Here is a 13737-nt window from a genome sequence, read left to right on the forward strand (position 1 = left end):
CCGCAGCTCCGAGCTGCGGCGGACGTCCGTCTCGCTCCTGCTACTCCTCCACGAGGAGCTTCTCCCGTAGCTGGGCCAGAGTGCGGGCCAGCAGCCGGGACACGTGCATCTGGGAGATCCCCACCTCGGCGGCGATCTGCGACTGGGTCATGTTCCGGAAGAACCGCAGCACCAGGATCTTCTGCTCCCGGGGCGGCAGTTGGGCCAGCAGCGGCTTGAGCGACTCGCGGTACTCGACGCCCTCCAGGGCCTCGTCGGTGGCGCCCAGGGTGTCCGCGACGGCCGGCGACTCGTCGTCGCTGTCCGGCACGTCCAGGGACAGCGTGGAGTACGCGTTGGCGGACTCCAGGCCCTCCAGGACGTCCTCCTCGGAGATCCCCAGGTGCTCGGCCAGCTCGTGCACCGTGGGGGAGCGGCCGTGCCGCTGGGAGAGCTCGCTGGTCGCCGTGGTGAGCGACAGCCGCAGCTCCTGCAGGCGGCGCGGGACGCGCACCGCCCAGCCCTTGTCGCGGAAGTGCCGCTTGATCTCGCCGACGATGGTCGGCGTCGCGTAGGTGGAGAACTCGACCCCGCGCTCGTGGTCGAAGCGGTCCACCGACTTGATCAGTCCGATGGTGGCGACCTGGGTCAGGTCGTCCAGCGGCTCGCCCCGGTTGCGGAACCGCCTGGCGAGGTGCTCGACCAGCGGGATGTGCATCCGCACCAGCTGGTTGCGCAGCTCGACGCGCTCCGGGGAGCCCTCGGGCAGCGCGGACAGCCGGACGAACAGCGCTCGGGCGGCTTCCCGGTCCGGCGCGCCGGACCGGTGCGAGCCCTGGGCGGGCACGGCGCCGTGCGGCTCCGCGGCCTCCTCCTCCGCCGGCTCCGGCGCAGGAGGGGAGGCGGGCGTCGGCTCGGACGTCGGCTCGGTCGGGTGGCTCATCCGGTGGGCGTCCTTCGGGTGCGCTTCGTCGTTGGCGGCGAGGCCGGAAACGCTCGCCTGGGTCGGTACGGCAGGTCCCGCCGTCGCGAGGCCGGTACGGTCCAGATCACTCACGGCCATTCCCCCGTTCCGTTCCGGGAGCACCGGGGCCGCGGCCCCGGCATCGTCTCGTTGGTCGTACCGCGTGGGGGGCGGTACCGGGAGCCGCCCGTCGGGCCCCGGGTGGGGAACGGCGGACGGCCCTTGCAGGGTGCTGCTCGATGCCCGGTCAAAGGGCGGCGGAGCCGCCGCGCTTCTTGTGCAGGCTGATCGTCACGGTGTTGTCCTCGGCGACCGAGGAGTCCACCTCGCCGGCCAGCGCGGAGAGCACCGTCCAGGCGAAGGTGTCCCGTTCGGGGGCCTTGCCGTCCGTGGTGGGAGCGGTGACGGTCACCTTCAACGAGTCGCCGACCAGGCGGAACTCACAGGACAGGACGGAGCCCGGCACCGCCTGCTGGAGCAGGATGGCGCAGGCCTCGTCGACCGCGATCCGCAGGTCCTCGATCTCGTCGAGGGTGAAGTCCAGCCGGGCGGCGAGCCCGGCCGTCGCTGTTCGCAGCACGGAGAGGTAGGCCCCCGCCGCGGGCAGCCGGACCTCCACGAAGTCCTGAACGCCGAGATCGCTGTCGATCTGGGACACCCTTGCCTCCTGGGTGACGCACTGTACTTGCTCGGTACCCCCGAGGGGGTGTCCTCCGCACCCGGTGCGGGAGTTACTCATGGTAAGGCATTGCGACGCAGGGTGGCAGGGGCTTTCCCCGTACTCCGTGCGTCCGTTCAACGGCTTCCGGCGGCCAGCAGTGCCTCGCCGGTGAGCCGGTGGACCGTCCAGCCGTCCATCGGCACCGCGCCCAGCGACTTGTAGAAGTCGATCGAGGGCTGGTTCCAGTCGAGCACCGACCACTCCACCCGCGCGTAGCCGCGCTCCACGGCGATCCGGGCCAGCTCCAGCAGCAGCGCCTTGCCGTGGCCGCCGCCGCGGGCCGCCGGGCGCACGTACAGGTCCTCCAGGTAGATCCCGTGGGTGCCGCGCCAGGTCGAGAAGTTGAGGAACCAGACCGCGAAGCCGACCGGCTCGCCGGTGGTCTCGTCCTCCGCGATCAGGCCGAACAGCGCCGGGTCGGTGCCGAACAGCGCCTCGCGCAGCTGCTCCTCGGTGGCCACCGCCTCCTGCGGGGCCTTCTCGTACTCCGCCAGTTCGCGGATCATGGCCAGGATGACGGGAACGTCGGTGACGACGGCGGTGCGGATCATGCCGCGAGCCTACTGCTCGGGCCCCGTCTCGTCCCAGGCCTGGACGGAGGTCTGGTCGACGATCCGGCCGTCCCGCAGACCGGCCATCGAGGCCATCAGCACCCGCACGCCGTCGGGGTAGCGGCAGGACTCCAGGAACGCGACCTGGTCGCCCTGGACGACCACCTGTTCCAGCTTGTGGGTCATCTCGCGGCCGTAGATGTCGCTGAGCATCGCGCCGATCTCGTCCCGCCCGTGCATCACCAGGGGGTGGCTGGGCTGGGTCGTGCGGTCGACCACGCGCAGCTCGGCGTCCTCGGCGTAGAGCGCCAGCAGGGTCTCGGCGTCACGGCGTTCGATGCCCTCGCGCAGCGCGCGGGCGTCGAAGGCGGTGGGGGCCGCCATGGCGGTCATGGTCCTCGCTCCTCCGGTCGGGTTCCGTCGGTTCGGGTCGGGGTTGCGTCGGTTCGCACCTTCGAGCGTACGCCCGGCGGACTCGACCGGAGGGCGGTCGTCGAGGGGCCGGTCAGCGGGCCGGGACGGTGCGCAGGAAGCCGGCGAGGGTGCTGATCGCGGCCGGGTTGCGCGGACTCTCGACCAGGTCGACGTAGTCCATGACGAAGATCCGGTCGTTCTTGACCGCGGAGACCCCGGCCAGCGGCGGGAAGGACGTGAGGAACGCGCGCTTCTCCTCGGCGCCCGGGGTCCCGTAGTCGTTGATCACGATCACCTCGGGGTCGCGCCGCACCACGCTCTCCCAGCCGGCGGTGACCCAGGTGTCGGCCACGTCGGCCATGATGTTGGTCCCGCCGGCCTTCGCGATGATCTCGTTCGCGGCGGCGAACCTCCCCGCGGTGTACGGCTTGTCCTGCCCGCTGTCGTACAGGAAGACGGACGGGCGGCGCTCGGCGGCCGCCACGGCCGCCACGGCGGCGACGGTGGCCCTGGACTCGGCGATCAGCTTGTCGGCGCGGTCCTTGACGTCGAAGATCTCGCCGAGGTTGGCCAGGTCGGTGTAGAGCGCGTCCAGCGGGTCCATCACCCCGCGCTCGGAGCCCTTGCCGCTGCGGCAGGACTCGCTGAGCACGTAGGACCCCACGCCGAGAGCCCTGAAGGCCTGGGGGGTGACCCTGCTGCCCTCGTCGAAGCCGTAGTGCCAGCCCGCGAACACCAGGTCGGCCCTGGCGTCCAGGGCGATCTCCTTGGTGAGCACCTTCCTGGAGAGCCAGGTGGTCTGCTGGTAGCCGTCCTTCCACGGCACCTGGTCGACCCGGCCCTTGTCGTCGGGCATCACGTAGCCGGCCATCCGGTCGGCGAGGCCGAGGGAGAGCATCAGTTCGGTGATGTTGACGTCGTTGGTCACCACCCGGGCGGGCTTCTGCGCGAAGGTGAGCTTCTCGCCGCAGTTCTCCACGGTCACCGGGTAGTGGGCGGAGGCGGAGGCGGCCCGGCCCGGGGCGATCTCGGCGCCGCAGGCGGTCAGTCCGAGGGTGAGCAGGGCGGTGGCGGCAACGGCCTTGGTGCGCATCGGAGTTCCTCGGGGGGATCAGGAGAGACGGTCGAACAGCAGCTGGAGGGCGCCGGTCCCCGGGTGCCGGACCGGGGTGGCCCGGACGCCGAACACCTCGGCCAGCAGCGCCGGTCGGAGCACCTCGTGGGGCTCGCCGGAGGCGACGATCCGGCCGGCCGCCAGCACGTACAGCCGGTCACAGTGGCCTGCGGCCAGGTTGAGGTCGTGCAGCGCGGTGAGCACCGTCGGCCCGGCCTCGCGGGCGATCGCCAGCACCTCCAACTGGTGGGCGATGTCCAGGTGGTTGGTGGGCTCGTCCAGCACCAGCAGCCGCGGCTCCTGGACGAGGGCGCGGGCGATCAGCACCCGCTGCTTCTCGCCCCCGGACAGGCTCAGGAAGCCGCGCTCGGCGAGGTGGTCGGCCCGGACCTTCCGCAGCGCGGCCGCGCAGCGCTCCCGGTCCGACCCGGTCGGGCCGCCCGGGCCGCGTCGGTGCGGCAGCCGGCCCATGGCGACCACCTCGGCCACCGTGAAGTCGAACTCGGCGGGGTGCTCCTGGGTCAGCGCGGCCACCCGGCGGGCCGCCTCGCGGGCGGTGAGGGCGTGCAGGTCCTCGCCGCCCAGCCGGACGGCCCCGCCGGCCGGCCGCAGCACCCGGTAGACGCAGCGCAGCAGGGTCGACTTGCCGCTGCCGTTCGGGCCGATCAGCCCGACCACCTGGCCGGCGGCGGCCGTCAGGCTCACCTCGTGGACCAGCCGGGCACCGGCCAGCTCCACCGAGACGCCGTCGACGGCGAGATCCTGGGCGCCGCTCATCGGGCACCCCCGAAGGCCTGGCCGCGCCGACGCATCATCAGCAGGAAGGCGGGCACCCCGAGCACCGCGGTGAACACCCCGACCGGCAGTTCGGCGGGCGCCAGCAGGGTGCGCGAGGCGATGTCCACCCAGACCAGCAGCAGAGCTCCGGCGAGCGGCGCGATCACCAGCACCCGGCGGTGCCCGGCGCCGACCAGCATCCGGGCCAGGTGCGGCATCAGCAGCCCGACGAAGCCGATCGCCCCGCTGACCGCGACCACGGTGCCGGTGACGGCGGCGGTCACCACGAACAGCTCCCGGCGCAGCCGGTCCGGGTCCACGCCGAGCGAGGCGGAGGTCTCGTCGCCCATCGCGAGCGCGTCCAACCGCCCGGCGGCGCAGGCCAGGTGGGCGAGCCCGGCCAGGACGGTGCAGGCGGCGATCGGCACCGAACCCCAGGTGGCGCCGCCGAGGCTGCCGAGCAGCCACATCATGGCGTCCCGGGCGGCCTCGGCGTGGTCGGCGGAGAAGACCATCAGGGTGGTCAGGGCGGAGAAGCCGTAGGAGAGCGCGGTGCCGGTGAGCACCAGCCGCAGCGGGGTGAGCCCGTACGCGGTGCGGGCGGTGAGGTAGACCAGCACCATGGCGACCAGCGCGGAGCCGAACGCGGAGACGGAGATCGCCCACACCCCGAGCGAGGCGAAGGCGCCGAGCAGCAGGACGGCGTTGGCGCCGACGGCCGCGCCGGAGGAGATGCCGAGCACGAAGGGGTCGGCGAGGGCGTTGCGCACCAGCGCCTGGACGGCGACCCCGGTGGCGGCCAGTCCGCCGCCGACCACGGCGGCCAGCAGGGTGCGCGGCAGCCGGAGCTCCCAGACGATCGCGTACGCCGCCGCCTCGTCGGCGTCCAGCCGGCCGGCCGTCAGTCCGGCGGCCAACAGTCGCAGCACGTGGGGGAGTTCGATGCCGGAGGCGCCGAGGGCGACCCCGCAGACCAGGGAGAGCAGCAGGGCGACGCCGAGGCCGGCGGCGAGCGGGAGGGTCGGTATTCGGCGAACGGGATCACTCACGTGCGGTCGCGCCTTGCCTCGGGCCGCAGGGCGTGCCGGGGCGGGCGCCGGCCGGGGGCGTGCCCGGGCGCCGTCCCCTCGCAGTCCGCGGCGAGTCGTCGGGAGTCCAGCGACCGAGGGCGATCGGGCTGGCGCGGCCGTACGGATACGGACCGTGCTCACCGTTGCGGGTCAGCGCCGGATTCTCACCGGACTTCCCCCTCGGACGCCCTGGCAGCATAACAGCCACTCAGGGCAGGCAACCCTTACCGGTGGTGGGTCGCACGTGAACGCACGGCCGCCCCCGTCCGACGGTGCGGACGGGGGCGGCCGGCTGGCGACGCGTCAGGCTCAGGCCTGCTTGGTCTCCCAGAAGATCTTGTCGACCTCGGCGATCAGGTCCAGCAGGGCCTGGCCGGTGGCCGGGTCCGTGGACGCCTTGGCGGCCGAGGCGGCCTTCAGGGTGTCGTTGATCAGCTGGTGCAGCTGCGGGTACTTCTCGAAGTGCGGGGCCTTGAAGTAGTCGCTCCACAGCACCGAGATGTGGTGCTTGACGGCCTCGGCGCGCTGCTCCTTGATGATGATGGCGCGGGCGCGGAAGTGCGGGTCCTCGTTGGCCTGGTACTTCTCCTGGGTGGCCTTGACCGACTCGGCCTCCAGCTTGGCCTGCGCCGGGTCGTACACGCCGCAGGGCAGGTCGCAGTGGGCGTGAGCCGTGGCACGAGGTGCAAACAGACGAGAGAACATGGGAGTCCTTCCTTAGATCGTCTTCCCGCGCCCGAGATTACCCTTCCGCTCCCGGGGTTTCGCGATCGGGCGGTGGGCCTAGGGCAAAAGGCCGACCCGGAACCGGGGTAATCCGGACATCAAACGGATGACGGCCCGTACGGCAGACTGGGGCGGTCGGACCGGGCGGATCCGGGAGGAGGAGTCGTGGCGCGGAGCACGGAGCCGAAGGGCGGTGCGGGGGGCGGCGCGGTGCCGTTCGGGCTGGTCGACGTGGCGGGCCCGTCGATGGTGCCGACCCTGCGCGAGGGCGACCAGCTGCTCGTCCGCTACGGCGCGCCGATCCGGCCCGGCGCGGTGGTGCTGTTCCGGCACCCCTTCCAGCAGGACCTGCTGGTGGTCAAGCGGGCCGCGGAGCGCCGCCCGGAGGGCTGGTGGGTGCTGTCCGACAACCGCCCGGTGGACAGCGACAGCCGCAGTTACGGCCCCGTCCCGGACGAACTGGTGCTCGGCCGGGTGCTGCTGCGGCTGCGCCCGAGCCCGGCCTGGCTGGCGCCGGGCCGCGGGCTGGAGCGCCTGCTGCTCGGCCCCCGGCTGGCCCGGGTGCCGGGCCTGGCCCGCCGGCTCGGGGTCTTCGTCGAGGAGCTCTAGGGTCTGCCCGGCGTCGCGCGCCCGGCAGGATCCGCCGAGGCCCCTAGCCGCCCGAGTGCAGCGCCGCCTCGGCCTCCTGGCGCTTGCGGGCCCGGTACGCGGCGACGTTGGCGCGGGTCGCGCAGCGGTCGGAGCAGTAGCGGCGGGAGCGGTTGGTCGAGGTGTCCAGGTAGGCGTTGCGGCAGGGCGCGGCCTGGCAGATGCCGAGCCGGTCGGCGCCCAGCTCGGTGAGGTGGACGGCCAGGCCCATGCAGGCGACGGCGCTGAAGTGGGCGGTGGCGGTCGGTGAGTTGTCCGCCAGGTGCAGGTGCCAGCGCGGCCGGCCGGCGTCGTCCAGGTAGTCGTGCCCGGAGACCAGCGGGCTGACGGGGTACTCCATCAGCAGGCTGTTCAGCAGGTCGACGCCCCGGATCTCGTCCCCCTCGGCGGCCGCCTCGAACACCCCGCGCAGCCTGGTCCGCACCGCCCGCAGCCGGGGCACGTCGGACTCGTCGGCCAGCGCGGCGGCGCGGGAGGAGTCGGAGAACAGGGCGCGCACCGCGTCCACCGAGGTCAGCGCGTCGGTGCCGCGCTCGGGTTCCTCGGTGTTCACCAGCCGAACGGCGAGGTCGGCGTACGAGGCGAGCTCCACGGCGGTCCTTCCAGAGGTGTCGGTAACGGGCTGATTGCTTCCAGCCTATTACCCGGCTGGGAAAAACGGCGGCGCCCGGCAGGAAGCTGCCTGCCGGGCGCCGGGCGTACGGGCTCAGAGGACCTTGGAGAGGAAGGCCCTGGTGCGCTCGTGCTGGGGGTTGGTGAGCACCTCGCGGGGGTTGCCGGACTCGACCACCACGCCGCCGTCCATGAATACCAGCGCGTCGCCGACCTCGCGGGCGAAGCCCATCTCGTGGGTGACGACCACCATCGTCATGCCCTCCTCGGCCAGGCCGCGCATGACGTCCAGGACGTCGCCGACCAGCTCCGGGTCGAGCGCCGAGGTGGGCTCGTCGAAGAGCATCAGCTTGGGCTTCATGGCCAGCGCGCGGGCGATCGCCACGCGCTGCTGCTGGCCGCCGGACAGCTGCGAGGGGTAGTTCTTCGCCTTGTCGGCCAGGCCGACCCGCTCCAGCAGGGCCATCCCGCGCTCGCGGGCGTCGGCCCGGCTCTCGCCCTTGACCTGGACCGGCGCCTCGATGACGTTCTCTATGGCGGTCATGTGCGGGAACAGGTTGAAGTGCTGGAACACCATGCCGATGTCCCGGCGCTTCGCCGCGACCTCGCGGTCCTTCAGCTCGTGCAGCCGGCCGGCCTTCATCTGGTAGCCGACGAGTTCGCCGTCCACCGAGAGGAGGCCGCCGTTGATCTTCTCCAGGTGGTTGATGCACCGCAGGAAGGTCGACTTGCCGGACCCGGAGGGACCGACCAGGACGAACACCTCGCCCTTCTTGACCTCCAGGTCGATGCCCTTGAGCACCTCCACCAGGCCGAAGGACTTGCGCACTCCCTGGGCCTCGACCATCGGGGCGACTGCGGCGTCCTTCGGCTGCGGCTTCGTCAGATCGGTCATACGTGGCCACCTCCTTCGAGGCCGGGCACCACGTCGTCCTTGGCCGGCGGGACGGGCTGGCCGGCGAACAGGCGGCGCAGCCGCTGCAGCGGCGTGGGCGGCAGCACCCGGTTGGCGCCGCGGGCGTAGTGGCGCTCGATGTAGTACTGGACCACGGTGAGGATCGAGGTCATCAGCAGGTACCAGATGCTGACGACGATCAGCAGCGGAATGGTCTGGAACGTGCGCGAGTAGATGTTCTGCCCGGCCCGGAGCAGCTCCTCCAGGGCGATCGACGAGACCAGCGAGGTGGTCTTCAGCATCGAGATGGTCTCGTTGCCGGTCGGCGGGATGATCACGCGCATGGCCTGCGGCAGGATGATCCGCCGCATGGTGTTGAACTGGCTCATGCCCAGCGCGTGCGCGGCTTCGGTCTGGCCGAGCGGCACGGACTGGATGCCGCCGCGGACGATCTCCGCCATGTACGCGGCCTCGTTGAGGCCGAGACCCAGCAGGGCGGCGACGAACAGCGGGATCGCCTCGTTGGTCGGCTGGGACCAGAAGGCGGGGCCGAACGGGATGCCGATCGAGATGTTGGCCCAGAGGGTGCCCAGGAAGTTCCAGAACAGCAGCTGGACCAGCACCGGTGTGCCGCGGAAGACCCAGATGTAGAACCAGGCGGTGCTGGAGAGCACCGGGTTCGGCGACAGGCGCATGATCGCGAGGATCACGCCGCCCGAGACGCCGATCAGCATGGAGAGGAAGGTCAGTTCGAGCGTGACGCCGAGGCCGTGCAGGATCGAGGAGTCGAAGATGTAGGTGCCGACGACGTCCCACTGGAACTGGGGATTCGTGGTGAGGGCGTGGATCAGCATGGCCGCGAGGAGCGCGACGACTGCTGCCCCGACCCAGCGTCCGGGGTGACGGACCGGGACGGCCTTGAGGGTTTCGGGCCGTCCCGGGTGCGCCGACCCCTGGTCGGAAGATTTCACTGTGTGGCCTCAGGGGTTGTGTTCAGACAGCGGGATCAGCTGGTGGCGCCGTTGATGACGGACTTGTCGATCGCGCCCGCCTGCACGCCCCACTTCTCCAGGATGCTCTTGTAGGTGCCGTCCGCCATCAGCGACTGGACGGCGCCCTGGACGGCCTTGGAGAGCGGCGAGCCCTTCGGCAGGACCGCGCCGTAGGGGGCGGTGTCGGTCACGTCGCCGACCTTCTCCAGCTGGCCGTTGGTCTGCTTGATCGCGTAGTCGACGACCGGGGAGTCGGCCAGCATGACCTGGTCACGGCCGGAGACGAGGGCCTGGGTGACGTCGGTCTGCAGGTCGAACTTGTCGCCGTCGTTCGGGATGGTCGGCTTGCCGGCCTTGGTGCAGGCGGGGTTGATCGTGTCGGTGATGTCCTTGGCCTGCGTGGTGCCGGTCTGGACGGCGACCTTCTTGCCGCAGAGGTCCTTGGGGTCGATCTTGTCGGGGTTGCCCTTCTTGACCGCGGCACCCGTACCGGCGCTGAAGTAGGTGACCATGTCGACCGACGCCTCGCGCTCCTTGGTGTCGGTGAAGGAGCTCATGCTCATCGCGTACTTGTTCCCCGTGATGCCGGGGATGATCGCGTCGAAGGTGGCGTTCTGGATGTCGGCGGTCAGGCCGAGCTTCTTGGCGATCGCATTGGCCAGGTCCACGTCCATGCCGACGATGGCGCCCTTGTCGTCCTTGAACTCGTTGGGCGCGTAGGAGGCGTCGGTGGCGACCACGATCTTGCCGGCGGCCTTGACGTCGGCCGGAACGAGCGCGGCCAGCGACGCGTCGGCGGTCACGGCGGGGACCGACGCGCTCGCGTTGACGCCGGTGGAGCCGGAGGACGACTTGCTGCTGCCGCAGCCGGTCAGGACGAGGGACACCGAGACGGCAGCCACGCCGGCCGCGAAGAGGCGGGTGCGCTGGGTACGGACGGTCATGAGGGGGATCTCCTCCTGGGGAGAGAAATCGGGCGGAGCGCGCCGCGGGAGCGGCGCACCGGGGCAGCTGGCCGTACGAAGCCGTACGGGTGGACATGTCGCTGTACGTCGTCGTACGTGCATTGCCGGGTGGTGCAGTTGCCCGGGCGCAGGGGGCCGCCCGGGGTGGTGCGGGTACTGCTTCCGCCACCCTCCGCCGAGGTGGACGTCGACCTGAACCGCCTCGACCCAGTGGCCGACTCGATCCGAGATGGGGGGAATCCTGCCATCTGATGACGGTCAGATGGCCCTCATCCAGATCAAAATCGGATAACGAGGGCTCATGCTGTCCGCTATTCGGACGGATCGCGTGCCCCTGTCACGCTGTGTATAAGTATGCAGATCCGCCTGTGCTCCCTCGGGAAGCCCCGCCGCTGCCCCGCCGCTCTCGCTGCCGTGCCCCTGCCGTGCCCCGGCCGTGCTCCCGTCGGCCCGCGGGCTCAGATCCCGCCGTTGACCACCGCGTTCTGCGCCGCGCCCGCGCTCACGTTCCACTTGCCGAGGATCTTGTCGTACTCGCCGCTGCGGATCAGCTGGTCCACCGCCTTGGACAGGGCGTCGCGCAGCTCGCTGTCCTCCTTGCGCACCGCGATCCCGTACGGGTTGGAGGTGGACTGGGCGCCGGTCACCTCGAAGCGGCCCCCGCCGTCCATGGTCTTCGCCGCGTAGGCGGCCACCGGGAAGTCGTTCAGCCCGGCCGCGGCGGTGCCGGCGGACACCTCGGCCAGCGCCTTGGCGTCGGTGTCGAGGCGGTGCACCGTCAGCTGCTTGCCGGTGCGGGCGCAGACGGCGACCTGCCGGGTGGCGACGCCGTCCTGGGTGGTGCCCTGCTGGAAGGCGATCGTGCGGCCGCACAGGTCGTCGAGGGTCCGGATCCCCTTCGGGTTGCCCTTCGGGACGACGATCGAGGTGCCGGCGATGAAGTAGTCCACGAAGTCCACGCCCGGGTTGACCTGCTTGCCGTCGGCGTCCAGGCCCTCGCGGCGCTGGCGGACGTCGCTGAGCGCGGACATCGCCACGTCGAACTGCTTGCCCTGGAGGTTCGGTATCAGCTTGTCGAACGGGGTCTCCACGAACTCGACCCGTACGTCGAGGATCCGGCCGAGGGCGGCGGCGAGCTCCGGGTCCAGGCCGGCCGGCTTGCCGTCCGGGCCGCGGAACTCCACCGGCGCGTAGTTGACGTCCATGCCGATGCGCAGCACGCCGGCCGAGCGCTGGGCCTTGGGCAGTTTGCCGCGGATGTCCTTGACCGGGTCGCCCGCGGCGGCCTGCCCGCCACCGCCGCAACCGGTGAGGAACAGGGAACCGGCGGCGGCCAGTGCGGCTGCGGCGACGGACCGACGGCGGGCGGGGCGGAGGTGAGGCATGAGGGATGCTCCTGAGGGCGGAACCGCGGTCACCGCGGTGTCGCGCCGGTGTACGCGGGATGGCGGACATGCGATCCTGCCATCCCGCCCTGCCGGGCCCGGCGGCGGGTGTGTCAGAATTCGGTACCGGGTGACCCCCGAACGCTCGAACCAGACCGACGAGCCCCGACAGGCTCGGGGTGCTCAGGACCGGAAGTCATCACGTGGCTCCGTATCCGGGGCGCCGGATCCCCTACGGGTCTGCGTTCACTCCTGCGGGTGCGCGTGTCTCAGCGCCGTTGCCGCCGCCGGAGCTCGGTGCTTCCGACACCGGGCCCCAGTCGACGCGACAGCACGGCGGTGAACGGTGCGTGACGAGGACGAAAAGGCATAGGTGCGATGCCTTTGTCCGACCTACGCTCGGCCCGGCAGCACAACGCGGACAAGACAAGACCCCATAAAAAACCCTCATCCGAGGGCGCCACCCGACGGCAGCGCCCCCGCCCCGACCCCGGGTCCGCTTCGGCGTACCCGGTTTCCGGCTTCCGGTACGGGGCGCCCAGCCCGTCGGCCGCGCACCTCGCCAGAACAATGACGAAGAGGTCATCGTGGCAGCGGAGATCATCAGCAGCACCCAGGACACCGACGATCCGGTCGACGCCGTTTTCGCGCTCCACCGCGGCGGCAAGATGGAGATCCGGGCGACCGTGCCGGTGCGCGACGCGGACGACCTGTCCCTCGCCTACACCCCCGGTGTGGCCCGGGTCTGCACGGCCATCGCCGAGCAGCCGGAGCTGGTCAACGACTACACCTGGAAGTCCAACACCGTCGCGGTGGTCACCGACGGCACCGCGGTGCTGGGCCTCGGCGACATCGGCCCGGAGGCCTCGCTCCCGGTGATGGAGGGCAAGGCCATCCTGTTCAAGCAGTTCGGCGGGGTGGACGCGGTGCCGATCGCGCTCGCCTGCACCGAGGTGGACGAGATCGTCGAGACGGTGGTCCGGCTGGCCCCGTCCTTCGGCGGCGTCAACCTGGAGGACATCTCCGCCCCGCGCTGCTTCGAGATCGAGCGCCGGCTCCAGGAGGCCGTGGACATCCCGGTCTTCCACGACGACCAGCACGGCACCGCGATCGTCACCACCGCCGCCCTGTGGAACGCCGCCAAGGTGACCGGCCGGGAGATCGGCTCGCTGCGGGCCGTCATCTCCGGCGCCGGCGCGGCCGGCATCGCCATCGCCAAGATGCTGCTGGCCGCGGGCATCGGCGACGTCGCCGTCTGCGACCGCAAGGGCGTGGTCTACCGGGGCCGCGAGGACCTGACGGACGTCAAGGCCGAGATCGCCGAGCTGACCAACCGTTCGGAGCTCAAGGGCTCGCTGGCCGACGCCCTGGCCGGCGCCGACGTGTTCATCGGCGTCTCCGGCGGCACCGTGCCGGAGGAGGTCGTGGCGACCATGGCCGAGGGCGCGTTCATCTTCGCGATGGCCAACCCCAACCCGGAGATCCACCCCGAGGTCGCGCACAAGTACGCGGCGGTCGTCGCCACCGGGCGCAGCGACTTCCCGAACCAGATCAACAACGTGCTGGCCTTCCCGGGCATCTTCGCCGGCGCTCTCCAGGTCCGGGCCTCCCGGATCACCGAGGGCATGAAGCTGGCGGCCGCCAAGGCGCTGGCCGCGGTGGTGGCCGACGAGCTGACCCCGCAGAAGGTCATCCCCTCGCCGTTCGACGAGCGGGTCGCCCCGGCGGTCACCAAGGCCGTGGCCGAGGCCGCCCGTGCCGAGGGCGTGGCCCGGGCCTGACGCGGTGCCGGGGAGCGTGCCCGCCACGGCGGGCCGCTCCCCCCCCCCGGCCCCCCCCCCCCCCCCCCCCCCCCCCCCGCCCCCCCCCCGCCCCCCCCCCCCCCCCCCCCCCCCCCCCCCCCCCCCCCCCCCCCGGCCGGGCC

15 protein-coding genes and 1 riboswitch are annotated in these 13737 nt (G+C 71.8%); of the genes, 2 read left to right on the forward strand and 13 right to left on the reverse strand.

Annotated features, from left to right (window positions below):
• Positions 1-40: 40 nt before the first annotated feature.
• From ACFWIS_RS03075 to sodN, 8 genes are all read right to left on the reverse strand, one after another.
• Positions 41-1036 carry an RNA polymerase sigma factor SigF gene (locus ACFWIS_RS03075; protein WP_380462619.1) on the reverse strand — a complete coding sequence of 332 codons (996 nt, stop codon included), beginning with the start codon at positions 1034-1036 and terminating at the stop codon, positions 41-43.
• A gap of 154 nt (positions 1037-1190) precedes the next feature.
• Positions 1191-1601, reverse strand: coding sequence for an anti-sigma regulatory factor (locus tag ACFWIS_RS03080; protein ID WP_380462621.1), 411 nt, complete (start codon positions 1599-1601; stop codon positions 1191-1193).
• A 137-nt stretch (positions 1602-1738) separates the two neighbouring features.
• Positions 1739-2215 carry a GNAT family N-acetyltransferase gene (locus ACFWIS_RS03085; protein ID WP_380462623.1) on the reverse strand — a complete coding sequence of 159 codons (477 nt, stop codon included), beginning with the start codon at positions 2213-2215 and terminating at the stop codon, positions 1739-1741.
• Positions 2216-2224: 9 nt separating this feature from the next.
• A complete protein-coding gene (locus tag ACFWIS_RS03090) occupies positions 2225-2608 on the reverse strand; it encodes a nuclear transport factor 2 family protein (RefSeq protein WP_380462625.1) in 384 nt (127 codons plus the stop codon).
• A 112-nt stretch (positions 2609-2720) separates the two neighbouring features.
• The gene (locus ACFWIS_RS03095) at positions 2721-3722 is read right to left on the reverse strand and encodes an ABC transporter substrate-binding protein (RefSeq protein WP_380462627.1); all 1002 of its coding nucleotides are present in this window, start codon (positions 3720-3722) and stop codon (positions 2721-2723) included.
• A gap of 18 nt (positions 3723-3740) precedes the next feature.
• Complete coding sequence (locus ACFWIS_RS03100) at positions 3741-4520, reverse strand: ABC transporter ATP-binding protein (RefSeq protein ID WP_380462629.1); 780 nt, start codon at positions 4518-4520, stop codon at positions 3741-3743.
• Positions 4517-5569: a FecCD family ABC transporter permease gene (locus ACFWIS_RS03105; protein WP_380462631.1), complete on the reverse strand. Its 1053-nt coding sequence runs from the start codon at positions 5567-5569 to the stop codon at positions 4517-4519. Before ACFWIS_RS03105 ends, ACFWIS_RS03100 begins: the two co-directional genes overlap by 4 nt.
• Before the next feature lie 96 nt (positions 5570-5665).
• Positions 5666-5811, reverse strand: a riboswitch (cobalamin riboswitch).
• Positions 5812-5899: 88 nt separating this feature from the next.
• A complete protein-coding gene (gene sodN, locus ACFWIS_RS03110) occupies positions 5900-6295 on the reverse strand; it encodes a superoxide dismutase, Ni (RefSeq protein WP_045699892.1) in 396 nt (131 codons plus the stop codon).
• Between the two features lie 186 nt (positions 6296-6481).
• Between sodN and sodX the strand changes: the two genes are divergently transcribed.
• Positions 6482-6925, forward strand: a complete 444-nt coding sequence (gene sodX / locus ACFWIS_RS03115) for a nickel-type superoxide dismutase maturation protease (protein WP_380462633.1) — start codon at positions 6482-6484, stop codon at positions 6923-6925.
• Positions 6926-6968: 43 nt separating this feature from the next.
• On the opposite strand, the gene ACFWIS_RS03120 is transcribed toward sodX, so the two are convergent.
• From ACFWIS_RS03120 to ACFWIS_RS03140, 5 genes are all read right to left on the reverse strand, one after another.
• The gene (locus tag ACFWIS_RS03120; RefSeq protein ID WP_380462635.1) at positions 6969-7556 is read right to left on the reverse strand and encodes a CGNR zinc finger domain-containing protein; all 588 of its coding nucleotides are present in this window, start codon (positions 7554-7556) and stop codon (positions 6969-6971) included.
• A gap of 114 nt (positions 7557-7670) precedes the next feature.
• A complete protein-coding gene (locus ACFWIS_RS03125; protein WP_380462650.1) occupies positions 7671-8423 on the reverse strand; it encodes an amino acid ABC transporter ATP-binding protein in 753 nt (250 codons plus the stop codon).
• A gap of 44 nt (positions 8424-8467) precedes the next feature.
• Entirely contained in the window at positions 8468-9325 is an 858-nt protein-coding gene (locus ACFWIS_RS03130; RefSeq protein WP_380462636.1) for an amino acid ABC transporter permease, read from the reverse strand.
• Positions 9326-9477: 152 nt separating this feature from the next.
• Positions 9478-10407, reverse strand: a complete 930-nt coding sequence (locus ACFWIS_RS03135) for an ABC transporter substrate-binding protein (RefSeq protein ID WP_380462638.1) — start codon at positions 10405-10407, stop codon at positions 9478-9480.
• A 479-nt stretch (positions 10408-10886) separates the two neighbouring features.
• Positions 10887-11813 carry an ABC transporter substrate-binding protein gene (locus ACFWIS_RS03140; RefSeq protein WP_380462640.1) on the reverse strand — a complete coding sequence of 309 codons (927 nt, stop codon included), beginning with the start codon at positions 11811-11813 and terminating at the stop codon, positions 10887-10889.
• A 587-nt stretch (positions 11814-12400) separates the two neighbouring features.
• Here ACFWIS_RS03140 and ACFWIS_RS03145 point away from each other — a divergent pair.
• Positions 12401-13594 (forward strand): NADP-dependent malic enzyme, encoded by a 1194-nt coding sequence (locus ACFWIS_RS03145; protein WP_380462642.1) that lies wholly within the window; start codon positions 12401-12403, stop codon positions 13592-13594.
• Positions 13595-13737 lie beyond the last annotated feature (143 nt).

Origin of the sequence: Kitasatospora sp. NPDC127060, assembly GCF_042724935.1 — a bacterium.
Lineage (GTDB): Bacteria > Actinomycetota > Actinomycetes > Streptomycetales > Streptomycetaceae > Kitasatospora.